Origin of the sequence: Anaeromassilibacillus sp. D41t1_190614_C2, from assembly GCF_015558525.1 — a bacterium.
Lineage (GTDB): Bacteria > Bacillota > Clostridia > Oscillospirales > Acutalibacteraceae > Anaeromassilibacillus > Anaeromassilibacillus stercoravium.
Genome location: NZ_JADMOD010000011.1, coordinates 41,759 through 66,414, shown reverse-complemented (window position 1 = coordinate 66,414; position 24,656 = coordinate 41,759). Strand labels below are relative to the sequence as shown.

Here is a 24,656-nt window from a genome sequence, read left to right as displayed (position 1 = left end):
TCGGACGTGAGGGGCGCGCTGGATAGTTTTCCGGCGCGCCGATCAAAAGGAGAGGCGGATTTAGGAATGCAAAACGAGACAGTGAGAACACGGTTTGCGCCGAGCCCCACAGGGTTTATGCATGTGGGAAATCTGCGTACGGCGCTGTACGAATATTTGATTGCCAAGTCCATGGGCGGCCAATTTGTGCTGCGCATTGAGGATACCGATCAGGAACGTCTGGTGGAGGGCGCAGTCGATGTGATCTACCGGACGCTCGACCAGGTAGGCCTGAAGCACGACGAGGGTCCGGATGTTGGCGGCGATTATGGTCCGTATGTCCAGAGCAAGCGCAAGGATCTCTATAAGCCCTATGCGGAGCAGCTGGTCCGGGAAGGAAAGGCGTACTATTGCTTCTGCACCAAGGAACGCCTGGACGCTCTGCATGAAGCGCAGGAGGGCGGCGGATACGACCGCCATTGCCGCGATCTTCCCCAAGAAGAGGTGGACAGGCTCCTGGCTGCTGGGACGCCCTATGTCATCCGCCAAAAGATGCCGGTCGAGGGGTCCACAACTTTCCACGACGTTGTATATGGCGACATTACCATTGAAAACCGCGAGCTGGAGGACCAGATCCTTTTGAAATCCGACGGCTATCCTACATACAATTTTGCAAACGTCATCGACGACCATCTGATGCACATCACGCATGTGGTGCGTGGGTGCGAGTATCTAACCTCGACGCCCAAGTACAACCTGCTTTACGAAGCATTTGGCTGGGATGTGCCGACCTATGTGCATCTGCCCCTGATTATGGGCAAAAACGAGGACGGCAGCGTGTCCAAGCTTTCCAAGCGGCACGGTGCAACCGGTTTTGCCGATTTGATGGCAGAGGGGTATCTCCCGCAGGCGATCACCAACTATATTGCGCTGCTGGGCTGGTGTCCAAAAGAAAACCGCGAGCTGTTTACGCTGCCGGAATTGGTGGAAAACTTCTCCATCGAGGGCATCAGCAAATCGCCGGCGGTGTTCGACTATGACAAACTGACGTGGTTTAATGCGGAATACATCCGCGCTATGACGCAGGACGAATTTATTGCGGCGGCAATGCCGTATTTCCAGCAGGTGTTTGGCGACAAGCAGATGAATTGGGAGGTTTTGGCCTCCATCTTGCAGCCTCGTGTGACCAAGTTGATGGAGATCCCGGGGATGATCGGTTTCTTCCAGGAGCTGCCGGAGTATTCGGTCGATCTCTTTGTCAATAAGAAGAGCAAGACCAATTTGGAGAATTCCGTCACGATGTTGGAGGCCGCGATTCCAGAGCTGAAAAGCGTGTCGAATTGGCAGTTGGATACCATCCACGATCAATTGATCGCCTTGGCACAGCGCTTGGAGGTTAAGAACGGCACATTGCTCTGGCCGGTGCGGATCGCAGCGGCAGGAATGCAGGTGACACCGGGCGGCGCGATGGAAATTTTGGCCATTTTGGGCAAGGAGGAATCCCTGCACAGGCTGGAGATTGGCTTGGAGAAGCTGAAGAAATAAAGAGGAGATGGCAACATGAGCGACGAGATGAAGAAGCCAGGGGAGACCGAAGGCTGGAGCAATTTTATCCACGACTTTATTGACGAAGATATCGCCGAGGGAGGCCGCTATGCGGGCCAAACCGTGCATACCCGCTTCCCGCCGGAGCCGAATGGCTATTTGCACATCGGCCATGCCAAGGCCATCTGTATTGATTTCGGCACAGCGGAGAAATACAACGGTGTTTGCAACCTGCGCATGGACGATACCAATCCCACCAAAGAGGATGTGGAGTATGTCGATGCGATCAAAGAGGATATTGCATGGCTGGGATTCTCCTGGGAGGACCGGTTCTATTATGCATCCGATTACTTCCCGAAGATGTATGAGGCGGCGGTGCAGCTGATTCAAAAGGGCCTGGCGTATGTGTGCGAGCTGACGCCCGAGCAAATGCGCGAAAACCGCGGCGATCTGACGCATCCTGCGGTCAGCCCCTATCGCGACCGGCCGATCGAGGAAAGCCTGGACCTCTTTGCCCGCATGAAGGCAGGGGAATTCGAGGACGGGAGGATGACGCTGCGCGCGAAGATCGACCTGGCCTCTGGAAACTTTAACATGCGCGACCCGGTGATTTACCGGATCAACCACTTGCACCACCATCGGACGGGCGACCGTTGGTGCATTTATCCGATGTACGATTTTGCCCACCCGATTGAGGACGCCTTGGAGGGGATTACCCACTCCCTGTGCACCTTGGAATTTGAGGACCACAGGCCGTTGTACGATTGGGTGATTGAACATGTCGACCTTCCCGCAAAACCGCGGCAGATCGAATTTGCACGTTTGGGAATCGACCATACGGTGATGAGCAAGCGCAAACTGCGCAAGCTGGTGGAAGAGCACTATGTCTCCGGTTGGGACGACCCGCGCATGCCCACGCTGTGCGGCCTGCGCCGCCGCGGATATACGCCGGCGTCCATCCGCAATTTCTGCGAGCGCATCGGCGTTTCCAAGGTAAACAGCACCGTGGAATACGGCTTTTTGGAGCACTGCCTGCGGGAAGACCTCAACGAGCACGCACAGCGTGTGATGGCCGTCCTGCATCCGGTCAAACTGATTCTCACCAATTATCCGGAGGGGCAGACGGAGACCTTTGAGGTGGAAAACAATCCCGGAAAGCCGGAGGATGGAACCCGCACGGTTTCCTTCTCCCGTGAGCTTTGGATTGAGCAGGAGGACTTTATGGAAGAACCCGTAAAGGGTTATTTCCGTTTGTTCCCGGGCAACGAGGTGCGCCTAAAGACCGCCTACGTCGTGCGCTGCACCGGCTGCAAAAAGGATGCGGACGGCAATGTAATCGAGGTCTATGCGGAATACGACCCGCAGACCCGCGGCGGCAATACGCCGGATGGCCGGAAGGTCAAGAGTACCATTCACTGGGCGGACGTTCAGACCGCTATCGATGCGGAAATCCGTCTCTACGGCAACCTGTTCTCCGTACCGGATCCGGATGCGCACGATTTCTTGGAAGTCCTCAACCCGGATTCCTTGGAAGTGCTCACCGGCTGTAAGGTGGAGCCCTGCTTGGCGCAGGCAAAACCCGGCCAGTCCTTCCAGTTCATGCGGCAGGGATATTTCTGCGCGGATAACCGCGACAGCACCCAGGAGCATCCTGTGTTCAACCGTTCCGTCTCCCTGAAAGACGGCTTTAAACGGAAATCATAAGAAAACAAAAATCGGCCCATTGCAGAATAGTAACACTGCGATGGGCCGATATGTTTCTAGCAAAAAAGAGAGCATGCACAAGACAACCATCTATGGGAAACTTCATACGTCTATTTCCTTGCGATGGGCTGAATATCCCGAGACACATTAAAAAGGTACATTGCGTTTTTTTCACGCGGGATCAAGCACGTTTCGAGCCTTCCGGATTCGGAAGATGTTCCCCATAGATTCCCTGGACAACGACCTCCCCGGCGTTGATGGATATACGGCCGCCTCCATCCCGCTCCACGATCAATTCACCGGAGGGGGAGACGTCCACCGCCATTCCTGTCTGCTGCTCACTGTTCCAGAAGAAACCCACGCGGCGGTTCAGGGAGACACAGAGGGATTTATACTCGTCAAGAATCTCCTGGAAGGCGCTGCCTGCCTTGGCGTTCAGCAACAGGGATTCCAGCTCCTCCAAGACGGCGCGCAGTATGGCGGCGCGAGGGAAAGCGCTTCCGGCTTCGATCCGCAGGGAGGTGGCCTTTTCCGCCAATTCCGCGGGGAAGGCTTCCGTATTGGCATTGATTCCAATGCCCAAGACCACGTATTCCACCCGCTCGATTTCCGCAGCCATCTCGGTCAGAATGCCGCAGACCTTGCGGCTTCCAATGACCACGTCGTTCGGCCACTTGAGCTTAGCCGCACATCCGGTCACAGAGCGGATGCCCCGGCAGACCGCAATGCCGGCCAAAAGGGTGATGCTGCTGATTTCCGACGGGACCAGGCTTGGCCGCAGCAAAACGCTGAACCAAATCCCCGTGCCCGCTGGGGATTCCCATGTGCGGCCCAAACGTCCTTTGCCGCCCGTCTGCCGTTCCGCGAGGAACACACTGCCGTCCGGTGCGCCGCATTGCGCTTGCCGTTTGGCCTCTTCGTTGGTGGAATCTACCTCTTGCAGCGCAACGATGTTTTTGCCGATTGCCCGCGTATGTAATCCACAGCGGATCTCCTCTGGGGTGAGGACGTCGGGCGATGCGGTCAGGCGATACCCCCGGTTCGTGGCCGAATCAATGGCATAGCCGGATTCCCGCAGAGCAGTAATGGCTTTCCAAACGGCCGCGCGGGAAACGCCCAGCGTTTCGCTGAGCTGTTCGCCGGAGAGATACCCCTCGGTCTGGCGAAGGCGTGTTAAGATTTCCTCTTTTGTGTTCATGGAACCCCTGCTTTCTATCGAGCCTATTTGAGAAATAGTATAGCACAAAAGGGAAGCTTCTGCACGCGCTGGCGGCGTTGGGAGAGAATCCCAAAAAAACATTGTCTGTTTTGTGGGATTGGTGCTATAATATATTCTCGAACGCATGAAAATCACTTGAGAATGGAGGTGCGGATGCAGATGGATGTGCGTCCTGGCGACCGTTTACAGATGAAAAAACCGCATCCGTGCGGCGGCAAAGAATTTTTGGTCTTGCGGGCCGGCATGGATTTTAAGATCCGCTGCACCACCTGCGGCCATGAGGTTATGCTGCCGCGATTGAAATGCGAGAAAAACATTAAGAAAATCATTCGGGAAAACACAGGGGACGAACTCTAGCTCCTTTGCCTGTAAAATGTAATGGATTTGCAAAGGAGAATGGATATGTTTGAAAATATACAGGTGTTTGAGAAGCGCTATGAAGAGCTGAACCAAAAACTCTGCGACCCGACCATTTTGGCGGACCCAGCTGTCTATGCGGAGCTGATGAAAGAGCACAAGTCCATCACCCCGATCGTCGAAAAATATCGCGAATATAAACACGCGGAAGATTCGGAAGCGGAGGCGTTGGCCCTGCTGGAAGAAAGCGGCCTGGAGAAGGAATTGCGGGAATTGGCGGAGCAGGAACTGGAGCAGGCAAAAAAGGATATCGCCCGCACGTCGGACGAGTTGAAAATCCTTCTGCTGCCGCGCGACCCCAACGACGAAAAGAACGTCATCATGGAGATCCGAGGCGGTGCAGGCGGCGAGGAGGCGGCGCTCTTTTCCGCAGTCCTATTCCGCATGTACAGCATGTATGCCGAGCGCCACGGCTGGCAGACGGAGCTGCTCAACGTGAATGAGACGGAGCTCGGCGGCTATAAGGAGATCAGCTTTATGATCTCCGGCGACGGGGCATATTCCCGCTTGAAATATGAGAGCGGCGTGCATCGCGTACAGCGCGTGCCGGAAACGGAAACACAGGGCCGTGTGCACACGTCCACGGCGACCGTTGCCGTGCTTCCCGAAGTGGACGACGTCGAAATCGAGATCAATCCAAAGGATTTGCAGATCGATACCTTCCGTTCCAGCGGCGCGGGCGGCCAGCACATCAACAAGACGTCGTCCGCCATCCGGATCACGCATTTGCCCACGGGCATGGTGGTGGAATGCCAGGACGAGCGCAGCCAGTTCAAAAATAAGGATAAGGCGATGCGGGTGCTGCGGTCCCGGCTATATGAGATCGAGCAGGCAAAGCAGGATGCGCAGGTGGCGGCAGACCGCCGTTCCCAGGTGGGCACGGGCGACCGCTCCGAACGGATCCGCACCTACAATTACCCACAGGGCCGCTTGACCGACCATCGGATCGGCTTGACACTCTACCGCCTGGACGACATCCTCAACGGGGATCTCGATGAGGTGATCGATGCGCTTGTGGCGGCGGACCGTGCGGCCAAACTTGAGCAGTCGGTGGAAAGCCAGGGATAAGGGGGCATAGATATGCAGACACAGCTTTTACAGGCGGATGCGCCAGGTGCAATCCAAACGGCCGCTGCCATCCTGCAAAACGGCGGCTTAGTCGGCATTCCCACGGAGACCGTCTACGGCCTGGCGGCCAATGCGTTGGATGGGGCAGCGGTGGCAAAGATTTTTGCCGCGAAGGGCCGCCCGATGGACAATCCGCTGATTGTGCACATCAGCCATTTTGAACAGATTTATGACCTGGTGCGCGAAGTACCGGAAGCAGCCAAAAAGCTGGCCGAACAGTTTTGGCCGGGTCCATTGACCATCATTCTGCCTAAATCGGCCCGCATTCCAGATGAGGTGAGCGCAGGGCTGGATACCGTCGCGGTGCGGTTCCCCTCCCATCCGGTAGCGCGTGCAGTGATCGACGCGGCGGGTGTGCCGCTTGCCGCGCCATCTGGGAATCTCTCCGGGCATCCGAGCCCCACGACAGCGGTCCACGTGATGAACGATATGGACGGAAGGATTGAAGCCGTGTTGGACGGCGGCCCATGCTCCGTCGGGGTGGAATCCACCGTGGTGACGCTTGCTGAACAGCCGCCGCGCCTTTTGCGTCCCGGCGGGATTACGTTGGAGCAGCTTCGAGGGGTGCTCGGCCAGGTGGAGATGGACGATGCGGTCCTTCACCCTCTGGCGGACGGAAAGCGCGCCGCTTCCCCTGGCATGAAATATAAACACTATTCCCCAAAGGCAAATGTGATTATTTTGGACGGTTCCTTGGAACACTATATCGACTACGTCAACACGCACGCAGGGGACGGCGTCGCGGCGCTGTGCTACGATGGAGAGGACAAAGCGCTTCAGGTGCCGTCGATTTGTTACGGCGGGGAAGAGGACTGCGGCGAACAGGCGCGCGAGCTGTTTGACGCACTGCGGGAGTTGGACGAGCAGCTCCATGCAAAGACCGTCTATGCACGCTGTCCAGAGCCGGAGGGCGTGGGGTTGGCGGTATACAACCGTCTGATCCGTGCCGCGGGATTTGAGGTGATCGACGTTGGATAAGCCTTTTGTGATCGGCCTGACCGGTCCGACCGGCGCGGGAAAATCCACCGTGGCGGCGGCGTTTGCCTCGCTTGGATGCGATGTGATCGACTGCGACTGCGTTGCGCGGGAAATCACCGATACCCCCGCATGCCTTTCGGCGTTGCAGGACGCCTTCGGAAGCGATATTGTGTCCAATGGGATTTTAAACCGTCCACTTTTGGCCGAACGCGCCTTTGCGGATGCGGTTTCCTCGCAAAAACTGAACGGCGTCACCCATCCGCTCATCATGAAAGAAGTGCGCCGGCGCATTGCAGCCAGCGGCCGGGACATCGTCGTGGTGGACGCGGCGCTGCTGTTTGAGAGCGGGGCGGATACACTCTGCCATGTCACGGTGGCGGTCGTAGCGGACCCGGCCCTGCGGATGCAGCGGATTATGCGGCGGGACGGCATCACAGAAGCGCAGGCGCGCGCCCGCATGGATGCCCAGCAGCCCAACGCATATTATACGGAGCGGGCTTCATATGCTATGGACGGGGGGATTGACGCCGCCCAGGTCCCGCAGGAGACAGAAAAATTGCTGCAAGTCCTGCTGTCATCCCGTTAAACGGAGGATTTCCCATGAGACGATCTGTAAAAACCATCCTTCTTTTGATTGTCCTGGTGGTTATAGGCGCGGCCGTATTGCGGCTGGGGCATGATTACTTTATGCGCACCGCCTATCCATTGGGATACAGGGAGATTGTGGAGGAAGAGGCCCGCACGCAGGGGGTTGACCCGGCCCTGGTGTATGCGGTGATGAAAGCAGAGAGCAATTTTGACCCGGACGCCACCTCGCACGCGGGGGCGCGGGGCCTGATGCAGATTACACCGGATACATTCGATTGGCTACAGACCAAACTGCGGGAAGGGGTTTCCTATACGGCGGATGACCTCTATACGCCGCGGGTTAATATCCGTTATGGGTGTAAATTTTTACAGATTTTGCAGGATGAATATACCGAACAGGTCACTGCACTCAGTGCCTATAATGCGGGCATGGGGACGGTGAACCGTTGGCTAAGAGATCCCAGCATTTCCGAGGACGGCGTGGAGCTGAACCGCATCCCCTATCCGGAGACGGAACGGTATGTAAGCGCTGTGCTGCGGAATTATCAAACATACAGGGAACTCTATGAATTTGATGAAATAGGAGGAACATTTCATGGCTAAGAAAAAGGAACAGGTGGATGTGGAGCAGCTCCGCGAGGAATTGCTGATCTGCCGCAAAAATGGATACCAGAAGCTCTCCGATGATCGCGTAAAGAAGGCGGATGCCTTCTGCGAGGATTATAAGGTATTTCTGGACCACAGCAAGACCGAGCGCGAGGCGGTGAAGTCCGCTATTCTGCGCGCGGAAAAAGAGGGCTTTGTGGCGTTTGATCCCAAAAAGACCTATAAGGCCGGGGACAAGGTGTATTACAACAACCGGGGCAAGGCATTGATTCTGGCTGTGATCGGCAAAAACGGCTGCAAGGACGGTGTCCGCATTGCAGCGGCGCACATCGATTCCCCGCGTCTGGACCTCAAGCCCCATCCGCTCTATGAAAAGGACGAGCTGGCGCTCTTCAAGTCGCACTACTATGGCGGGATTAAGAAGTACCAGTGGACAGCCATCCCGCTTTCCATGCACGGCTTGGCCGTTCTGAAGGACGGCACGCATGTGGAAATTCGTCTCGGCGAGGAACCCGGCGAGCCGCAGTTCTGTGTGACCGACCTGCTGCCGCACCTCGGCACGGAGCAGATGTCTAAGACGCTCAACAAGGCGATTGAGGGAGAAAACCTGAACATTCTGGCTGGCAGCCGCCCGGTGCGTGCGGACGAAGGGGACAACCTCTTCAAACTGAACACCATGCGGTTGATTCATGAGAAATACGGGATGACGGAAGAGGATTTCGTCTCCGCCGATATTGAATTTGTCCCGGCATTCAAGGCGTCGGACGTCGGGTTTGACCGCAGCATGGTCGGCGGATACGGCCAAGATGACCGCGTCTGTGCGTACCCGTCCCTGATGGCGGTGCTGAATGCGAAGAATCCGCAGCACACCATTATCACGGTTCTCGCGGACCGTGAGGAGATCGGCAGCGACGGCAACACGGGCCTGAATTCCGAGTTTATGCGGTACTTCATCGCAGACCTGGCCCAGGCGGAGGGCTTGGAGCCGCGCCATGTGCTCAGCAAGTCCAAGTGCCTTTCCGCAGACGTCACGGCTGCATACGATCCGACCTATGCAAGCGCTTATGAGAAGACCAATTCTACTTTCCTGAACAACGGCATTGGAATGAGCAAATACACCGGTTCCCGTGGGAAGAGTGGCACTTCGGAGGCTTCGGCGGAGTTTGTTGCAGAGATCCGCAGCCTCTTCGAAGAGAACGATGTGCTTTGGCAGATCGGCGAGCTGGGCAAGGTCGATGGCGGCGGCGGCGGAACGGTCGCTATGTTCATTGCCAACCTGAATGTGGATGTGCTCGACGTCGGCGTGCCGGTGCTTTCCATGCACTCCCCGTTTGAAATTGTCTCGAAGACGGACATCTATATGACCTATAAGGGGATTAAGGCGTTCTTCGAGTCTAAAGTGTAAGGAAAGGGCCGTTGCGCTGCCCGGTTTTTAAAAGGGTTTAGGTGAACGCTAAGCTCTAAATAGATCAACCCCCTGGGTTCCATCTGAACACAGGGGGTTGATGGGTAAAAGAAGGAGCTCCATTTCATAGAGAAATGGAGCTCCTTCTCTTTGGGTGTATGGAAATCACAGTGTGATGGAATCAAGGATGCCGTTTAGTTTGGCCAGAAGGACGCCATAATTGGTGATGGGGACCTGCGCTTCCTCTGCACGCGCAATGCGCGAGAGCAAATATTTGCGGTTGAACATACAGCCGCCGCAATGGACAATCAGATCGTAGGGGGTGAGGTCGTCCGGGAAATCCGCGCCGCTCACCACCTGAATGTCCATATCCTTTCCATACTTTTTGCGCAGAAGATTGGGAATCTTCACACGCCCGATATCCTCGCTCAAAGGGGCATGGGTACACGCTTCCGCGATGAGCACATGGGATTGGCCGTTCAGGCGCTCTACGGCTTGTGCTCCGCGCACATAGGCGTCTAAATCGCCCTTATAGGCGGCAAATAGCACGGAAAAGGAGGTCAGCTTGCTCTCCTTTGGCGCCTTCTCATAGACCGTTTTGAAGGCCTGGGAATCGGTGATGATAAGATCCGGCGGCGCTTTCAGCGCGGCCAGTGCGCCCTCCATCGTGTCCGGCGTCACGTTGATGGAGATACAGCGGTTGTCCAGCAGGTCGCGGATGGTCTGCACCTGTGGGAGGATCAGCCGCCCTTTGGGGGCTTCGCTGTCCTGGGGCATCACCAGCATCACCACGTCGCCGTCCTTTACCAGGCGTCCGGTAATGCTCTCCGCACCATATCCCTCCGGCAGCGCGCGCGTCAATTCCGCCAGCAGTGCAGGGATCCCCGTGCGGTCCACGGCGCTCACCGCCAAGGGGGAGAGGGAGAGTTCGGTCCGGATGCGCTCCATCAGCGGAGCGGGGTCCTGTAAATCGCTCTTGTTGACCACGGCGATCACCGGGACGCCGCTGCTTTTGAGCGCTTCCAGCCAGGACTTTTCCAAGGAAAAATCTGTGTCGCTGAATAGCATAATGGCAATATCGGCTTTGGGAAGCGTTTCGCGCGTCTTCTGCATGCGCAGTTCTCCCAGCGCGCCTTCATCGTCAAAACCGGCGGTGTCGATAAATACGCAAGCCCCCAACCCGCGGACCTCCATCGCCTTGTAGACCGGGTCGGTCGTTGTGCCGGCGATGTCCGATACCAACGCCACCTGCTGGTTGGTGAGTGCGTTAATCAACGAGGATTTCCCGCTGTTCCTTCTGCCATAGATGGCGATGTGCAGCCGGTTCGCATTTGGGGTTTGGTTGAGATTGTTCATAAGAATCCTCCTACAGAGAGATCAAGTCCGTATCGCGGTTGCGCTCCGGCTGTAATCCAGACGCAAACGGGATTAGAAGCGGAAATCGCGAAGGCCCTCGTCGAGTCCATGGAGATTCTTGAGCGCGATTTCGCGCACTTTGTCGTTGGGAATGGTTTGGACTTCCTTCTCGATCATTTCCAGGGCAAGGCGCTTTGTCTCCGGGCTGGCATAGTCCTCCGCATATTCTTTCAAGGTCATCAGGGCGTTGGGGAGGCAGCAGTTCTTAATCTGCCCGGCCTTCACAAGGGTCATAAAGCGGTCACCCGTGCGTCCTTCGCGATAGCAGGCCGTGCAGAAGCTCGGGATATAGCCCAGCTTCAGCAACCAGTTGACAACTTCGTCCAGCGTGCGGTGGTCGCTCACTTCGAACTGGGCGGAATCCTCTTCCATGCGGTCCTCCTCAGCATAGCCGCCGACGCTGGTGCGGGAGCCGCCGCTGATCTGGGATACGCCGTATTTGATGACCATTTCGCGGGTGCGCTGCGATTCGCGCGTGGAGACGATCAGGCCCGTATAGGGGACGGCGATACGCAGGATGGCCACGATCTTCTGGAAGAGCTCGTCGGAGATGGCGTTGCTGAAGTCGTTCACGTCGATGTCATCCGCATTGCGCAGACGGGGGACGCTGATCGTGTGCGGCCCGACGCCATAGACCGCTTCCAGGTGTTCAGCGTGCATCAGAAGGCCGACAAAATCATAGCGGTACAAGTTCAAGCCAAACAGGACGCCGCATCCCACGTCGTCGATGCCGCCCTGCATGGCGCGGTCCATCGCTTCGGTGTGGTAGGCGTAGTTGCTCTTCGGCCCTGTGGGATGCAGCTTTTCGTACTGCTCCTTGTTATAGGTCTCCTGGAACAGGATGTATGTACCGATGCCCGCCTCCTTGAGTTTGCGGTAATTTTCCACCGTGGTCGCTGCAATATTGACGTTTACCCGGCGAATGGCGCCGTTTTTATGTTTGATGGAATAGATCGTCTTGATGCTCTCCAGAATGTATTCGATCGGGTTGTTGACAGGGTCTTCGCCGGTTTCCAGCGCCAGGCGCTTGTGGCCCATGTCCTGCAGCGCGATGACCTCGCGGCGGATCTCCTCCTGCGTCAGCTTTTTGCGCGCGATATGGCCGTTTTTCTTATGATAAGGGCAATAGGTGCAGCCGTTTACACAGTAGTTGGAGAGGTACAGCGGTGCGAACATCACGATGCGGTTGCCGTAGAACTCCTGCTTGATCTTGGCAGCCTGTGCAAAAATGCGCTCCAGCGCGTCCTTGTCCTCGCAGGCAAGCAGGACGGCCGCTTCCCGGTGCGTCAATCCCTTGAGTTCGTCGGTCTTGTCGATCAAGCGGTTGATCAATTCCAGGTTGTCTTTGTTTTCGTCCGCATAGCGGAGCGTATCGCGAATTTCTTGATCGTCGATAAATTCGGTTGCAATGGTGGACTTTGGATTATACATATTCCATCTTCCTTTCAATCAGTTGAAATCCATACAGAAAAATTTGAAATTATACAGGCGTCCGCTGCATCGAACGGATTTCCGCTTCGGTTTCACGCCGGCCGGTGCGGATATCCACATCGGAAAAAGACGCCGGATAGATTTGGTAGAGTTTTTTGAGGTTGTTGGGGGTCACTTTGCGCATGATGACGTTGGCGCCGCAGGAGAAGACGTTCTCCTTTTGCGCGCCGTCCAACACGCCGAGGGCGGTCGTAGCGGGAAGATTGGCCTTTGGAAGCAGCAGGCGCGCCAATGCCACAGCGCGCTTGGTCAGTTCCGTACTGCCGTGCGGTGCATCGTGGAGGGGGGTGTCCGGATGGGGGATAAACGGGCCGATCCCCGCCATGTCGCACCCGATGTCCTGCAAGAGGAGTAGATCCCCCGCAATCGTAGACAGCGTCTGCCCAGGAAGCCCGATCATAAAGCCTCCACCGGTCTCATAGCCGAGCTTTTTTAACGTTCGCAGGCACGCCACGCGCGCGTCCAGGGAGCTATCGGGGTGCAGGGAGGCATAGAGCGCTGGGTCGGATGTTTCGTGTTTAAGCAAATAACGGTCCGCGCCGCAGTCCCGCCAGTACTGGTAGACGTCTTCCGGAAACTCCCCACAGCTCAGTGTGATGGCCATGCCGGTTTTTTTGATCTGTTTGACGATGTCGCCGATCCGATCCGGCGTGTACCAGGGGTCCTCGCCCGATTGCAGGACGATGGTTCTGTAGCCCGCCTGGGCAGCTTCCTGTGCGGTGGCGATCATATCGCGGGGGTCCATACGAAAGCGGGAGAGCTTTTGATCGGTCGCATTCAGCCCGCAGTAGGTACACAGCCGTTTGCAGTGGTTGGAGAACTCCAGCAGTGCGCGGATATGAACCACATCGCCCACCGTTTCCCGGCGGAGCGCATCTGCCTGTGCGTAGATGTCATGGAAATCCTCCAATGCGAGAAGCGACTCCAATTGTTCACGTGTATAGGTCATTCTGCCTGCCCAGCCTTTGAATAGATGGTTTTGACACTGAGGCCCTTGAGCATTCCCAGTTTGCCGGAAATAGTGCTGATGACATTCATCGGGGCGTCCACAGCAATGCTGATGATAGAGATCCCACGGCAGCGGTAGGGGATCCCCATGCGCCCAATGATATAGTCGCCGTATTCATGCAGGATATGATTGAGCGCTTCGACGCTCTCTATATCCTCCACCACGATGCCGATTAAGGCTACACGCTTTTCCATATCGTTTCCTCCCAGAAATCAAAAAGCTCCGCGCAAAAAAGCGCGGAGCTACCCTGATCCTTCAGTCATAACAACCGCCTTCTTTCTCGGGAAACCTCCCTCGTAAATCAGAACGTATTTGTGTTTTGGTCCATCCTCGCCCGCGGAAAGACTCCTTGGGGTAGGAAGTTTGTTTCATTCTACCAAGATTGCGAAAAAAAGTCAATAGACAGTAGAAAAACAATACAAAATTTGTCTATTTCAAATGAGAGCCGTTTCCCTTCGGCATGATCTCGTCCGTATCCAGCGGGATGGTGACGGGGCCGTCGTTTTCGATGGAGACGAGCATGTCCGCTCCAAATTCACCGGTGGCGGTGCGGATTCCCTGCGCCTGGATCTGCGCGATAAAACGCTCGTAAAGGGGGATGGCCTTTTCCGGGCGCGCTGCGCGGACAAAGGACGGCCGCCTTCCTTTCCGGCAATCGGCACAAAGAGTAAACTGCGAAACAATCAGCATTTCGCCTTGGATATCCAACAGAGAACGGTTCATTTTGCCTGCGTCGTCTTCAAAGATGCGCAGCCCTGCAATTTTATCCGCAAGATAATCGCATTCCCGTTCCGTATCGTCTTCCGATACGCCGAGCAGGACCATCAGTCCCTGCCCAATTTCCCCAACCATTTTTCCGTCGATTGTCACGCTGGAACGCTTGACGCGTTGGACAACTGCTTTCATAAAAGAAGTTCCTCCCTGCTACAAAGTTACTGTTATTGTAGACTGCAACGGAGAATTTGGCAAGTGCGGGCTCTTTCTGGTAAAAATTGCACGGGGTAGATTCGGCAAAAAAAGTAGCTTTTTTGCAAGGCAATGTAGTATAATAGAAATGTTCGCGAATGGGTCGCTTTGTTAAAAAGGAGTTTTTATCTATGTGGAATAGCAGCAATCGAATGCTTTTTCGTGCTTGCATTGCGGATTTGATCGATACGCCCAGTGTGCAGGCCATGCGAAATGTCAGCCAGCATGTGGATATCAACTGTCTGGAGCACTGTGTTTTTGTGGCATATGTGAGTTTCCTGATTTGCCGGCGCATGGGATGGGATTTTCGTGCGGCAGCGCGGGGAGGGCTGTTGCATGACCTGTTCCTCTATGATTGGCACCAAAAGGGAAGCCACCAAGGATTGCATGGGTTTACACATCCGGAGGCGGCGCTGCGCAATGCCAGCCAGATTTGTGTGTTGACCGAGGTCGAACAGGACATCATTGTGAAACATATGTGGCCTTTGACTTTGCGGAAGGTGCCAAAATATCGGGAATCGTTTGTAGTCAGCAGTGCGGATAAGATCTGTGCGTTGGCGGAAATGTTGCAGATCTATCGCTTGATGCGCGTGGCGAAAAAGCTAAATGTCTGTTGCAGCCAAGCGTGAGGAACGCTTGGCTGTTATAGCACAGAGATTGGCCGGTCGAGCGCAGTGGAAGTATATGAATTGGACCATTCGAAATCTCCAAAAATTGGACCTGCAAAAAAAATTCCATTTTTTTTAAAAAAAGACTTGCTTTTTTTGAAATGGTGTCATATAATAGTCAAGGCGATTCGCTCCAAGGGTTTTCAAAGAGAGTGAATTGTGGACAACTTCATAATGCGGAATTGTGTAATGGTAGCACGGCAGACTCTGACTCTGTTTGTGAGGGTTCGAATCCTTCTTCCGCAGCCATCGAGGTGTGGCTCAGTTTGGTAGAGCGCTACGTTCGGGACGTAGAAGCCGGAGGTTCAAATCCTCTCACCTCGACCAGCAAAAAGCCGAGTACAATCTGTACTCGGCTTTTTGCGTCTTGATTTATAGGCTGTATGGCGCTGCTCGTTTGGTTATTTGTTCAGATAAAAGGCGGTTTGGTAGGCCAAAAATAGAGAGGATACGCTCTCGCAAAGTTTAAATGTAATCGGGATACAAAAGTCCTTATTGGCTGGCGAATCGGAAAGGCATTCATTCACATAATGTTTAGATTTGAAAATGCACATCCGCAAGAATAGACAAGAAAATCGAAGGATTTCGAAAAATCAAAAAGATAATTTAAAAAATCCGCGAATTTTACAGAAAAATACAATCATATATTGACAAATGACGGTTTTACTACTATATTAGATTCGTTGCGTTTGCATCTAATACGGCGCGATGCAAATGTCCGCGCGGCGTCCTGCGAAGGGTGCCTGCTTTTGCGGCGTTTGTATGGGGCCGGAGGGGATGGGGCAGGTTGCCGGCATTCCCGAACCGTCAGCCTCGCTTCATTGCCGCAGTCATGTTTGATTGTGAAAAATCCTTTGCGGAGGGCAATGGGAACGGCACGGCTGCGCTTGCGTTTAGTACCGTGAATCATTTTAATCGTTGTTCCGGCTTTCACGCAACGAATTTTACCGCAAAGGGGATGCACTTTTCCAATGGGAGAGACACCAATCATCGAATTAAAAAACATCGCCGTTTCCTTTGATGGCGAGGCCGTTCTGAAAGATTTCAATCTCCGTATCCGGGGAGGCGAATTTGTCACCCTGCTTGGTCCGTCGGGATGTGGAAAGACCACTACCCTGCGGATTGTCGGCGGCTTCGTTCATCCGGACCAGGGCGATGTTTTTTTCAATGGCCAGAAAATCAACGATGTTCCACCGCACAAGCGCGAGGTCAACACCATTTTCCAAAAGTATGCGCTGTTCCCGCATTTGAATGTTTATGACAATGTGGCGTTTGGAATGCGGGTCCATGGCAAAAGTGAAAAGGAAATCAAATCGACCGTGAAGAACATGCTGAATATGGTCAATTTGAATGGCTTTGCGCACCGCAATGTCAATCGCCTGTCCGGTGGCCAACAGCAGCGCGTCGCCATTGCCCGTGCGTTGGCAAACCATCCGAAGGTTCTTCTTCTGGATGAGCCGCTGGGCGCGCTTGACCTCAAGCTGCGCAAGGATATGCAGGCCGAGCTCAAGAAGATTCAGCAGCAGACGGGCATCACCTTCATTTTTGTCACGCACGATCAGGAAGAGGCGCTTTCGATGTCCGATACCGTCGTGGTGATGGATAAAGGAGAGATTCAGCAGATCGGTTCTCCGCAGGATATTTATAACGAGCCAAAGAACGCGTTTGTGGCAGACTTTATCGGGGAAAGCAATATTTTGGACGGCGTGATGGTTGACGACTATCTAGCCGAGTTTGCGGGGCAAAGGTTCCGCTGTGTGGACAAGGGGTTTGCGAAAAACGAACCCGTGGATGTGGTCATCCGCCCGGAGGACATCGATGTGGTGGCGCCGGACGAGAGCCCCCTCTCCGGTGTGGTGACCAGCGTGACGTTCAAGGGCGTGCATTACGAGATCATTGTGGATGTCGCAGGGTTTAAATGGATGATTCAATCGACCGACTTCCAGGAGGAAGGCAGTAAGATCGGTTTGCTTTTACAACCCGACGATATCCATATCATGAAAAAATCGGAATATTCCGGAATGTTCGGAGATTATACGACGTTCAGCGATGAGATGGATGAGGATATCCTTGCATCTCAGAGGGAGGAGGCGGAAGAAGAGGATGAGATCTAAAACCGCTTCCATCCCATATGGAATTTGGATGGCTATTTTTATTGTTGTCCCCATGATTTTGGTGGTGATTTTCGCATTTACCGATAAAAGCGGCCGGTTCACGCTGGAAAATATCGCAGCTGTAGGACAGTATTCCAATGTTTTTTTGCGCTCCATTTGGCTGGGTGCAATCGCCACAGGGATCTGCCTGCTGGTGGGGTATCCGCTGGCCTATATCATCTCACGCACCGGCGCACGTGTGCAAAGCGTACTGGTGATGCTGGTGATGCTGCCCATGTGGATGAACTTTTTGCTGCGCACCTATGCGTGGATGACGCTCTTGGAGGACAACGGCATCATCAATACGGCGCTTGCCACGCTGGGATTGCCAAAGCTGCATATGATCAATACGTCCGGCGCAGTGGTGCTGGGCATGGTCTATAACTATATCCCCTATATGATCCTGCCGTTGTATTCCGCCCTGGCCAAGATGGACCATTCCGTCATCGAGGCGGCGCAGGACCTCGGCGCCAACCAACGCCGTGTGTTCACGAAAGTGATTTTCCCGCTCAGCATGCCAGGCGTCATTTCGGGGATTACGATGGTGTTCGTCCCCGCAGTGAGCACCTTCATCATCTCCAAGATGCTGGGCGGCGGATCAAACCTGTTGATCGGCGACCTGATCGACATGCAATTCCTTGGAAGCGCGTACAATCCCAATTTGGGGTCGGCTATTTCCCTGGTGCTGATGGTGCTCATCCTGATTTGTATGGGTATCATGAATCAGTTCGACGACGGCGAAACGCGCGGGGGAGGGCTGATGATATGAAAGTTGCATCGAAAGTATATACCTTCCTGGCTTTTCTCTTCCTATACGCGCCGATTTTTGTCTTGATTATTTTCTCCTTCAACGATTCGGATACAATGAGCCGTTCGGTGTTTTCCGGCTTTTCCCTGCGGTGGTACGCCCGTCTGTTTGAAGACCGCATGATTATGGATGCGCTCAAAAATACGCTGATCATTGCGGTTGTTGCGGCCGCGGTAGCGACCGTACTTGGCACGGTTGCGGCCATTGGGCTCAATGGGATCCGCAACAAATGGGTCCGCCGCATGATGATGAATGTCACCAACCTTCCGATGGTCAATCCGGAAATTGTAACAGGCGTTTCCCTGATGCTCTTGTTCGTCTTTGTGGCTCAAAGCTTGGGAGGGCTTTCTCTCGGGATGTTGTCCCTGATTTTGGCGCATATTACGTTTTGTACGCCCTATGTGGTGTTGTCCGTCCTGCCAAAATTGCGGCAGATGGACCCGCACCTCTATGAAGCGGCCCAGGATCTGGGCTGTGACCCGCGGCGGGCGTTTTTCAAGGTGGTCCTTCCGGAGATTATGCCGGGCATTGTGACTGGCATGATTATGGCTTTCACCCTTTCCATCGATGACTTTATCATCAGTTACTTTACAAGCGGCACCACCCAGACGCTGCCGATCTATATCTATTCGATGACCCGGAAGCGGGTAAGCCCGGAGATCAATGCACTTTCCACCTTGCTGTTTGTGGCCGTTTTGTTTTTGCTGGTGATTGTCAACCTGCGCCAGGCAAGGGACAAGCGCGCACAGGAGAGAAAGGAGGGCCTGGAACCGTGAGTTTCAAAAAGCGTTTTCTGGCTCTTTCTGCGGCGGCGCTCCTTTTGCTGGGCATGTCCGTCCCCGCTGGGGCTTCCTCTGAGGAAGAGGAACCGGCTGCACCGAAGCGCGGTGTCACCATCAATGTCTACAACTGGGGGGAATACATCTCCAACGGTGTGGAAGGGACGTTGGATGTGAACGCGGAATTCACCCGCCGCACGGGGATTGACGTGAACTACACCACCTTTGATACGAACGAATCCCTCTATTCTAAGCTGGCCGGCGGCGGGGCCAATTACGATGTGATTATCCCTTCGGACTACATGGTTTCCAAGCTGATCGAAGAGGGGTATTTAGAGAAGCTGGACTTCGATAACATCCCCAACTTCCAGTACATTGACGAGCAATACCGCAATCCCGATTACGACCCGACCAACGAATATTCCGTGCCTTACACTTGGGGTGTCGTGGGAATTTTCTATAATAAGAACTATGTGAAAGAAGAGGTCAACAGCTGGAAGATCCTGTGGGATGAACAGTATGCAGGAAAGATTTTGATGTTTGACAACCCGCGGGATTCCTTTGGCATTGCGCAGAAACTGCTGGGATACTCCTTTAACTCCACGGACGAGCGCGAGTGGCAGGAGGCGGCCATGCTGCTGAAAGAGCAGAAGCCGTTGGTGCAGGCGTATGTGATGGACCAGATCTTTGATAAGATGGCGAACGGCGATGCGTGGTTGGCGCCGTACTACGCGGGAGATGCGGCCACGCTTGTGGAGGATAACCCAGACATCGGTTTTGCGATTCCCACCGAAGAGGGGACAAACTTCTTCGTGGATGCACTCTGCATCCCAAAAGGGGCTGCTCATAAAAAAGAGGCCGAAGAGTACATCAATTTCCTCTGCGATCCGGAGATTGCCGCCGCAAATGTGGATTACATCGGCTATTCAACCCCGGAATCGGCGGCAAAGGAGTTGCTTCCGAAGGAGACCGTAGAGAACCCGATTTTCTATCCGCCGCAGGAGATTCTGGACAATTCCGAGGTGTTTGTCAACCTTCCGGAGGAAACCAGCTTACTGTTGGATTCCCTCTGGGCAGAGGTAAAGATGGGCGGTCCTGGAGAGACAGCCACGCTAGTGGCAATATTGGCAGGTTTTTTACTGCTCTATATTGGGATTGTCGTCTATAAAAAGATCAAGGCAAAGCGAGAATTGCAATAGATATATCCCCCGGCTTTGGCTGGGGGATTTCCATTTTGGAAAAGGCTTTCCGGCAGGATCCTGATTCCTGCCGGGTTAGAAGTCGTACGTTTGAAAGGATGGTACAACATGGAGCGATTGACCAAGAGAGAACTCCCTGAAAGCCCTTGGCGGGTAGAGCCCGCCGCAGTGGAGCGCACGGAATTCGGCTACAGTGGGACGGCAATCGAACGATTGGCCAAGTTTGAAGACATCTTGGAAGCGGTTTTGGAGGAGCAGGGGCGTTTAGGGCCGAAACTGGAACAAATGCGCATCGATGGAAAGACCCATTCGTATCAGTTTAAGGAAATGATGGGAAAAAAGCTGATGAATGCACATCTGTTGGCGCTTTTCAAAACACATGGGATTATGGACTGAGAAAGAGGATTGCGGTTTCTATAGGAGAATGATACAATAAGAGGGACAAGACGTGTAATGGGGCGTTTTCCGGCCGCCCAAAAGACGCGCGAAATTAGAGAAAGGGGAAGGAACCATATGCGCACAAAGATTCAAAACAAAACGGCCAGTGCAGAGATCGAGTCCCTGGGTGCCCAGCTGATGAGCCTCAAAAATGCGGAGGGGACGGAATACCTCTGGCAGGGAGACCCTGCATTTTGGAGCAGCCGCGCGCCGGTGCTGTTTCCTACCGTGGGAAACGTACGCGGTGGGACAACGATTATCAATGGAAAGCCCTATGCGCTGAAGCGCCATGGGTTTGCCCGCAATCTGGAGCACTCGGTGTTGGATTCCGGCGCAAATTTTATTGCGTATTCCCTCAAAGACTCAGAGGAGACAAGAAAGCTATATCCGTTTGTCTTTGAACTGCGGGTCACTTACCGGTTGATCGAAAACGGACTTACAACGGAATTTGCGGTGTTTAACCGGGGGGATGAGGAGCTGCCGTTTGGGATCGGCGGCCATCCGGGATTCCGTTGCCCGCTGGTTCCGGGGGAGCGCTTTGAGGATTACCGCATCCTGTTCGAAAAAGAGGAGACGGCCGATTGCCCGACCATTGACATCCAGACAGGTTTGATCGACTTCAATAAGCGCCATACGGTTCTGCGCGGGGAGCGGGAGATCTCCCTGCGGCACGATTTGTTTGTCAACGACGCGCTGGTATTTGATGCGCTTCAATCCACCAAGGTGAAGGTGGTCAGCCGTGTTTCGGGCCGGGGAGTAGAGATGGATTTCGCTGGCTATCCGATGTTGGGCATCTGGTCGCCGTTGGGGGAGGCGCCGCTTGTTGCGCTGGAGCCCTGGGCGGGATGTGCGACGGCCAAGGATGAGGACGACGTGTTTACCCATAAACGTTATCTAAACGTATTGGAGCCGGGAGAGAGTAAAGTCTTCACCTTTACGGTCAAGCTTTTATAAAAATTTGAAATTTGGATAGATTATCCCTGCCATTTTACAGAAATTCCTGTAAAATGGCAGGGATTTTTGATGTACCTTCTCTTTCCCGCAAAACCAATCCCACCCAAAAACCTCCTGAGAATGCCGTAAACCTGCGCCGCTTTGCCAAATTGTGACGGAATAAAAGAATATTGCTAACATATCTTTCACGCAGCGAGGCAAAGTAAGAGATGCCGGTTCGGATAAGAGCCGGCAGGCGGCGTCGAAGGAGGTGAGACCAATGAGACCGTCAAGGAAACATTATGGGAAATATCTGGTTTTTGCGCTGACCGTGACAACCGGTCTTTTGGTGAGTATGGTCGGCGTTGCGCGTTATTTTACCCCGAACGAATATTATGTGAAACGAGGAAACCAATTGCAGTGGGATTCACAGTGGATTTCCCTGGAAGACCCTTACAACGAAGGCGATTTGCCAGCGGGGACAGCGACTTCGTCGAACGAGACCTATCGTGCGGAGTTGATGCTCTTTCACACGGTTCCGGTTAAAACCGTGGACGTAAAGGTGGTGGAAGATCGGGAAGTAGCGCTTTGCGGCACACCGTTTGGGATCAAGATGTTTACCAATGGTGTGATGGTTGTCGGCGTGGCAGATATCCAAGGGGAAGACGGAACGGCGAATCCCGGGACGGACGCCGGATTGGAAGCGGGCGACATCATCACCGCTCTGAATGGGCATCCGGTTAACCGAAACGAAGAAATCGCACAGGCGATGGAAAAGAGCGCGGGAAAGCCTGTGAAAATTGCTTTTCTGCGCGAGCAGGAATCTATGGAGACGACGCTTCTTCCAGTCCGCTCCAAAGTAGATGGGACCTATAAGGCAGGCCTTTGGGTCCGCGACAGCACGGCGGGAATTGGTACGCTGACCTTTTACGATCCCTCCACGCAGGAGTTTGCAGGCCTTGGCCATGGAATCTGCGATACGGATACCACCGAGCTGATGCCTCTGCGCAACGGGGAGATCGTACCTGTTACCATCAATGGCGTGGTTAAGGGACAAAAGGGCGCCCCAGGAGAGCTGCGCGGATATTTCAATACGGATGTCCCCATGGGGACACTGCACGCCAATCTCGATCAGGGGGTCTACGGGCAATTGAATAGCGGCGCTGTGGAAGAACAAAAGCTGGCCGGGGATACGGTCTGCGTTGCCATGAAGCAGGAAGTTCAGGCCGGGGCCGCGCAGATTTTGACCACTGTGGACGGCGGCGAGCCGCAGTTTTACGATGCTGTGATCGAAAAAATTAGTTATCACGATACGGAAAGCAGCAAAAATATGGTCCTCCGGATTACGGACCCCACCCTTTTGAGCACCACCGGAGGCATTGTGCAGGGGATGAGCGGAAGCCCGATCGTCCAAGATGGCAAATTGGTGGGCGCCGTTACCCATGTATTTGTCAATGATCCGACACGCGGATATGGGATTTTTGCAGAGAACATGCTCGGCACCTGTCAGAGCGTGTTGGGAGAGGTAGAAACAACGGTTGCGTAAACGAATGTTTCCAGAGTATATTTCCCCCTAATAAGAAAAATATTTTTACAAGCTATTGCCAATTTTACCAATATATGGTATTATATCAGCACAATCAATCTATTAGGGGGATTTCGTATGGAAAAGCGGTTAAAGGTATTGGTTTCAAATGACAGTGTAGAATTTCAGCAAGAATGCGGCCAAGTTCTGGAGGATTCCGGGATGGAATTGATTTATACGCAAAAAGATGGCGTAAAATTGCTGGAGAAAATCGAAGCAATCCACCCCGATGTGGTCCTTGCCGATCTCTTCATGCCCCGTCTGGACGGCATCGGTGTGATGCATGCGGCGGACAAATTGGGACATCAAAAGCCATTATTTGTAATAATTTCCAATTTTACCAGCCCAACTTTAGAGCGTGAAGTGATGACCTCCGGCGCTGCGTATTTTGCGGTTTCTCCGTTTAATGCATCGGAACTTGCAGAACGCATCGTTCAGATTGTTGGTTTGACGGAAGGTGCCCTTCAACCGGAATCGGAGCCATCTTTGGAAATCCAAGTCACGGAAATTCTGCACCAGATCGGCGTTCCCGCCCACATCAAAGGATACCATTACCTGCGTGACTCCATTATCATGGCAATTGAAACACCGGAAATTATCAATGCGGTGACGAAGCAGCTCTATCCAAGTGTTGCAAAGAAATACGACACGACCAGTTCCCGCGTAGAACGCGCCATTCGCCATGCGATCGAGGTTGCATGGGATCGCGGAGACGTCGATATTCTCAACAGCTATTTCGGCTATACCATCCACAACACGCGCGGGAAGCCAACCAATTCGGAATTTATCGCAATGATCAGCGACCGTCTACGCCTGCATATGAAATCTGCCAGCTAAGTTGCGAATACTCGCTTTTTGGGGATAAGTTGTATTCAAAAAGGCCCTCTCTTCTGTGGAAATCGTCCACGAAGGGAGGGCCAAACTTTTTAAATTGGACAGTTTTATGGTTCTTTGATGGCTTCCATCTTTTGATAAAGCTCTGGAAAATGTTTTTTCATACTCATGGGACGGAACGTTTTGGCGTTGACCCAAGCGTGGAGGGTGGAGCCGGTATTGATCGGCTTGTCCTCGCCCTGCTTGAAGACGCGGTAGGCAAAACGGATTCTGGATGGGGTCAATTCGGCGATGGATGTTTCGACCGTCAAGACGTCCTCATAGCGGGCGACTCCGATGTACCGGCAGCTGAGTTCCACAAGCGGCGTCATTACCCCCATGCGCTCCAATTCCGAATACGTGATGCCCGTCTCTTTAATGAGGTCCGTCCGGCCGATTTCATACCAAACCGGATAATTCGAATGGTGTACAATGCCCATCTGGTCCGTTTCCGCATAACGGACGACCACTTGGCTTTTGCTAATCATAGAATCCCTTCTTTTATCAATAATTTCAAGATTACGATCCGATTTTATCATATTTCCCCGTATGGAATCCAGTATAAAATCTATCATAAAAGTGATATTTCCTGTTGGATATTTTGTAAAGGGAGGTCCAAAAAGTAAATAGGAATCCGGCAAAAGATAATCGCATAATAAGAATATAGATTTATAAATATAATGAAATAATTATAATTATTGACTGTTTTACTATAATATGTTAATGTTTAACTGTATGAAAAGCTGGTAAAATATTTTTTACGAGGTCT

24 protein-coding genes and 2 tRNA genes are annotated in these 24,656 nt (G+C 53.7%); 19 read left to right on the top strand and 7 right to left on the bottom strand.

Going from position 1 to position 24,656, the window contains the following annotated elements:
* Positions 1-66 precede the first annotated feature (66 nt).
* Together gltX and I2G69_RS09625 are read left to right on the top strand one after the other, a co-directional pair.
* Positions 67-1,524 (top strand): glutamate--tRNA ligase, encoded by a 1,458-nt coding sequence (gene gltX, locus I2G69_RS09630; protein WP_195560704.1) that lies wholly within the window; start codon positions 67-69, stop codon positions 1,522-1,524.
* A gap of 15 nt (positions 1,525-1,539) precedes the next feature.
* Positions 1,540-3,228 carry a glutamine--tRNA ligase/YqeY domain fusion protein gene (locus I2G69_RS09625; RefSeq protein ID WP_087228889.1) on the top strand — a complete coding sequence of 563 codons (1,689 nt, stop codon included), beginning with the start codon at positions 1,540-1,542 and terminating at the stop codon, positions 3,226-3,228.
* 181 nt (positions 3,229-3,409) lie between these two features.
* On the opposite strand, the gene I2G69_RS09620 is transcribed toward I2G69_RS09625, so the two are convergent.
* Positions 3,410-4,426 (bottom strand): biotin--[acetyl-CoA-carboxylase] ligase, encoded by a 1,017-nt coding sequence (locus I2G69_RS09620; protein WP_087228886.1) that lies wholly within the window; start codon positions 4,424-4,426, stop codon positions 3,410-3,412.
* Between the two features lie 180 nt (positions 4,427-4,606).
* On the opposite strand from I2G69_RS09620, the gene I2G69_RS09615 reads away from it, so the two are divergent.
* From I2G69_RS09615 to I2G69_RS09590, 6 genes are read left to right on the top strand one after another with little or no spacing between them, the layout of a single operon-like run.
* On the top strand, positions 4,607-4,804 hold the full coding sequence (locus I2G69_RS09615; protein WP_087229560.1) for a DUF951 domain-containing protein: 198 nt from the start codon (positions 4,607-4,609) through the stop codon (positions 4,802-4,804).
* 45 nt (positions 4,805-4,849) lie between these two features.
* Positions 4,850-5,932: a peptide chain release factor 1 gene (prfA, locus tag I2G69_RS09610; protein WP_191395526.1), complete on the top strand. Its 1,083-nt coding sequence runs from the start codon at positions 4,850-4,852 to the stop codon at positions 5,930-5,932.
* A 12-nt stretch (positions 5,933-5,944) separates the two neighbouring features.
* On the top strand, positions 5,945-6,970 hold the full coding sequence (locus I2G69_RS09605) for an L-threonylcarbamoyladenylate synthase (protein WP_191448369.1): 1,026 nt from the start codon (positions 5,945-5,947) through the stop codon (positions 6,968-6,970).
* The gene (gene coaE, locus I2G69_RS09600) at positions 6,963-7,556 is read left to right on the top strand and encodes a dephospho-CoA kinase (RefSeq protein ID WP_195560703.1); all 594 of its coding nucleotides are present in this window, start codon (positions 6,963-6,965) and stop codon (positions 7,554-7,556) included. The genes I2G69_RS09605 and coaE overlap by 8 nt, the downstream gene beginning before the upstream one ends.
* A gap of 14 nt (positions 7,557-7,570) precedes the next feature.
* Positions 7,571-8,161 (top strand): lytic transglycosylase domain-containing protein, encoded by a 591-nt coding sequence (locus tag I2G69_RS09595; RefSeq protein WP_195560702.1) that lies wholly within the window; start codon positions 7,571-7,573, stop codon positions 8,159-8,161.
* Positions 8,154-9,569 (top strand): aminopeptidase, encoded by a 1,416-nt coding sequence (locus tag I2G69_RS09590; protein WP_087228872.1) that lies wholly within the window; start codon positions 8,154-8,156, stop codon positions 9,567-9,569. The genes I2G69_RS09595 and I2G69_RS09590 overlap by 8 nt, the downstream gene beginning before the upstream one ends.
* Before the next feature lie 165 nt (positions 9,570-9,734).
* On the opposite strand, the gene hydF is transcribed toward I2G69_RS09590, so the two are convergent.
* The 5 genes from hydF to dtd all read right to left on the bottom strand — a co-directional run bounded on the left by hydF (position 9,735) and on the right by dtd (position 14,391).
* Positions 9,735-10,925, bottom strand: coding sequence for a [FeFe] hydrogenase H-cluster maturation GTPase HydF (gene hydF / locus I2G69_RS09585; RefSeq protein WP_195560701.1), 1,191 nt, complete (start codon positions 10,923-10,925; stop codon positions 9,735-9,737).
* A 72-nt stretch (positions 10,926-10,997) separates the two neighbouring features.
* The gene (hydG, locus tag I2G69_RS09580) at positions 10,998-12,416 is read right to left on the bottom strand and encodes a [FeFe] hydrogenase H-cluster radical SAM maturase HydG (RefSeq protein WP_191520968.1); all 1,419 of its coding nucleotides are present in this window, start codon (positions 12,414-12,416) and stop codon (positions 10,998-11,000) included.
* 49 nt (positions 12,417-12,465) lie between these two features.
* Entirely contained in the window at positions 12,466-13,425 is a 960-nt protein-coding gene (hydE, locus tag I2G69_RS09575; protein ID WP_195560700.1) for a [FeFe] hydrogenase H-cluster radical SAM maturase HydE, read from the bottom strand.
* The gene (locus I2G69_RS09570; protein ID WP_087228861.1) at positions 13,422-13,679 is read right to left on the bottom strand and encodes a TM1266 family iron-only hydrogenase system putative regulator; all 258 of its coding nucleotides are present in this window, start codon (positions 13,677-13,679) and stop codon (positions 13,422-13,424) included. Before I2G69_RS09570 ends, hydE begins: the two co-directional genes overlap by 4 nt.
* A 235-nt stretch (positions 13,680-13,914) precedes the next feature.
* Positions 13,915-14,391: a D-aminoacyl-tRNA deacylase gene (dtd, locus tag I2G69_RS09565; RefSeq protein ID WP_191362355.1), complete on the bottom strand. Its 477-nt coding sequence runs from the start codon at positions 14,389-14,391 to the stop codon at positions 13,915-13,917.
* Between the two features lie 191 nt (positions 14,392-14,582).
* Between dtd and I2G69_RS09560 the strand changes: the two genes are divergently transcribed.
* The 11 genes from I2G69_RS09560 to spo0A all read left to right on the top strand — a co-directional run bounded on the left by I2G69_RS09560 (position 14,583) and on the right by spo0A (position 23,851).
* A complete protein-coding gene (locus tag I2G69_RS09560; protein WP_195450942.1) occupies positions 14,583-15,080 on the top strand; it encodes an HD family phosphohydrolase in 498 nt (165 codons plus the stop codon).
* 214 nt (positions 15,081-15,294) lie between these two features.
* A tRNA-Gln gene (locus I2G69_RS09555) sits at positions 15,295-15,368 on the top strand.
* Position 15,369: 1 nt separating this feature from the next.
* Positions 15,370-15,446: transfer RNA gene (locus tag I2G69_RS09550), tRNA-Pro, on the top strand.
* Positions 15,447-16,090: 644 nt separating this feature from the next.
* On the top strand, positions 16,091-17,233 hold the full coding sequence (potA, locus tag I2G69_RS09545) for a spermidine/putrescine ABC transporter ATP-binding protein (protein ID WP_087228852.1): 1,143 nt from the start codon (positions 16,091-16,093) through the stop codon (positions 17,231-17,233).
* Positions 17,223-18,041: an ABC transporter permease gene (locus I2G69_RS09540; RefSeq protein ID WP_191362353.1), complete on the top strand. Its 819-nt coding sequence runs from the start codon at positions 17,223-17,225 to the stop codon at positions 18,039-18,041. The genes potA and I2G69_RS09540 overlap by 11 nt, the downstream gene beginning before the upstream one ends.
* Positions 18,038-18,856 carry an ABC transporter permease gene (locus I2G69_RS09535; RefSeq protein ID WP_195560698.1) on the top strand — a complete coding sequence of 273 codons (819 nt, stop codon included), beginning with the start codon at positions 18,038-18,040 and terminating at the stop codon, positions 18,854-18,856. Before I2G69_RS09540 ends, I2G69_RS09535 begins: the two co-directional genes overlap by 4 nt.
* The gene (locus I2G69_RS09530; RefSeq protein WP_330610162.1) at positions 18,853-20,058 is read left to right on the top strand and encodes an ABC transporter substrate-binding protein; all 1,206 of its coding nucleotides are present in this window, start codon (positions 18,853-18,855) and stop codon (positions 20,056-20,058) included. Before I2G69_RS09535 ends, I2G69_RS09530 begins: the two co-directional genes overlap by 4 nt.
* Positions 20,059-20,166: 108 nt before the next feature.
* Positions 20,167-20,454: a hypothetical protein gene (locus I2G69_RS09525; protein WP_087228846.1), complete on the top strand. Its 288-nt coding sequence runs from the start codon at positions 20,167-20,169 to the stop codon at positions 20,452-20,454.
* 117 nt (positions 20,455-20,571) lie between these two features.
* Positions 20,572-21,450 carry an aldose 1-epimerase family protein gene (locus I2G69_RS09520; protein WP_191395517.1) on the top strand — a complete coding sequence of 293 codons (879 nt, stop codon included), beginning with the start codon at positions 20,572-20,574 and terminating at the stop codon, positions 21,448-21,450.
* Positions 21,451-21,709: 259 nt separating this feature from the next.
* On the top strand, positions 21,710-22,975 hold the full coding sequence (spoIVB, locus tag I2G69_RS09515) for a SpoIVB peptidase (protein ID WP_195560697.1): 1,266 nt from the start codon (positions 21,710-21,712) through the stop codon (positions 22,973-22,975).
* 117 nt (positions 22,976-23,092) lie between these two features.
* On the top strand, positions 23,093-23,851 hold the full coding sequence (gene spo0A / locus I2G69_RS09510) for a sporulation transcription factor Spo0A (RefSeq protein ID WP_087228838.1): 759 nt from the start codon (positions 23,093-23,095) through the stop codon (positions 23,849-23,851).
* A 104-nt stretch (positions 23,852-23,955) separates the two neighbouring features.
* Here spo0A and I2G69_RS09505 read toward each other — a convergent pair whose 3' ends face one another.
* A complete protein-coding gene (locus I2G69_RS09505) occupies positions 23,956-24,375 on the bottom strand; it encodes an acyl-CoA thioesterase (protein ID WP_087228835.1) in 420 nt (139 codons plus the stop codon).
* Between the last annotated feature and the right edge of the window lie 281 nt (positions 24,376-24,656).

Bases quoted from the DNA above. Each gene is read 5' to 3' on its own strand.
- gltX (WP_195560704.1), top strand. From the start codon at position 67: ATGCAAAACGAGACAGTGAGAACACGGTTTGCGCCGAGCCCCACAGGG.
- I2G69_RS09625 (WP_087228889.1), top strand. From the start codon at position 1,540: ATGAGCGACGAGATGAAGAAGCCAGGGGAGACCGAAGGCTGGAGCAAT.
- I2G69_RS09620 (WP_087228886.1), bottom strand. From the start codon at position 4,426: ATGAACACAAAAGAGGAAATCTTAACACGCCTTCGCCAGACCGAGGGG.
- I2G69_RS09615 (WP_087229560.1), top strand. From the start codon at position 4,607: ATGGATGTGCGTCCTGGCGACCGTTTACAGATGAAAAAACCGCATCCG.
- prfA (WP_191395526.1), top strand. From the start codon at position 4,850: ATGTTTGAAAATATACAGGTGTTTGAGAAGCGCTATGAAGAGCTGAAC.
- I2G69_RS09605 (WP_191448369.1), top strand. From the start codon at position 5,945: ATGCAGACACAGCTTTTACAGGCGGATGCGCCAGGTGCAATCCAAACG.
- I2G69_RS09595 (WP_195560702.1), top strand. From the start codon at position 7,571: ATGAGACGATCTGTAAAAACCATCCTTCTTTTGATTGTCCTGGTGGTT.
- I2G69_RS09590 (WP_087228872.1), top strand. From the start codon at position 8,154: ATGGCTAAGAAAAAGGAACAGGTGGATGTGGAGCAGCTCCGCGAGGAA.
- hydF (WP_195560701.1), bottom strand. From the start codon at position 10,925: ATGAACAATCTCAACCAAACCCCAAATGCGAACCGGCTGCACATCGCC.
- hydG (WP_191520968.1), bottom strand. From the start codon at position 12,416: ATGTATAATCCAAAGTCCACCATTGCAACCGAATTTATCGACGATCAA.
- hydE (WP_195560700.1), bottom strand. From the start codon at position 13,425: ATGACCTATACACGTGAACAATTGGAGTCGCTTCTCGCATTGGAGGAT.
- I2G69_RS09570 (WP_087228861.1), bottom strand. From the start codon at position 13,679: ATGGAAAAGCGTGTAGCCTTAATCGGCATCGTGGTGGAGGATATAGAG.
- dtd (WP_191362355.1), bottom strand. From the start codon at position 14,391: ATGAAAGCAGTTGTCCAACGCGTCAAGCGTTCCAGCGTGACAATCGAC.
- I2G69_RS09560 (WP_195450942.1), top strand. From the start codon at position 14,583: ATGTGGAATAGCAGCAATCGAATGCTTTTTCGTGCTTGCATTGCGGAT.
- potA (WP_087228852.1), top strand. From the start codon at position 16,091: ATGGGAGAGACACCAATCATCGAATTAAAAAACATCGCCGTTTCCTTT.
- I2G69_RS09540 (WP_191362353.1), top strand. From the start codon at position 17,223: ATGAGATCTAAAACCGCTTCCATCCCATATGGAATTTGGATGGCTATT.
- I2G69_RS09535 (WP_195560698.1), top strand. From the start codon at position 18,038: ATGAAAGTTGCATCGAAAGTATATACCTTCCTGGCTTTTCTCTTCCTA.
- I2G69_RS09525 (WP_087228846.1), top strand. From the start codon at position 20,167: ATGGAGCGATTGACCAAGAGAGAACTCCCTGAAAGCCCTTGGCGGGTA.
- I2G69_RS09520 (WP_191395517.1), top strand. From the start codon at position 20,572: ATGCGCACAAAGATTCAAAACAAAACGGCCAGTGCAGAGATCGAGTCC.
- spoIVB (WP_195560697.1), top strand. From the start codon at position 21,710: ATGAGACCGTCAAGGAAACATTATGGGAAATATCTGGTTTTTGCGCTG.
- spo0A (WP_087228838.1), top strand. From the start codon at position 23,093: ATGGAAAAGCGGTTAAAGGTATTGGTTTCAAATGACAGTGTAGAATTT.
- I2G69_RS09505 (WP_087228835.1), bottom strand. From the start codon at position 24,375: ATGATTAGCAAAAGCCAAGTGGTCGTCCGTTATGCGGAAACGGACCAG.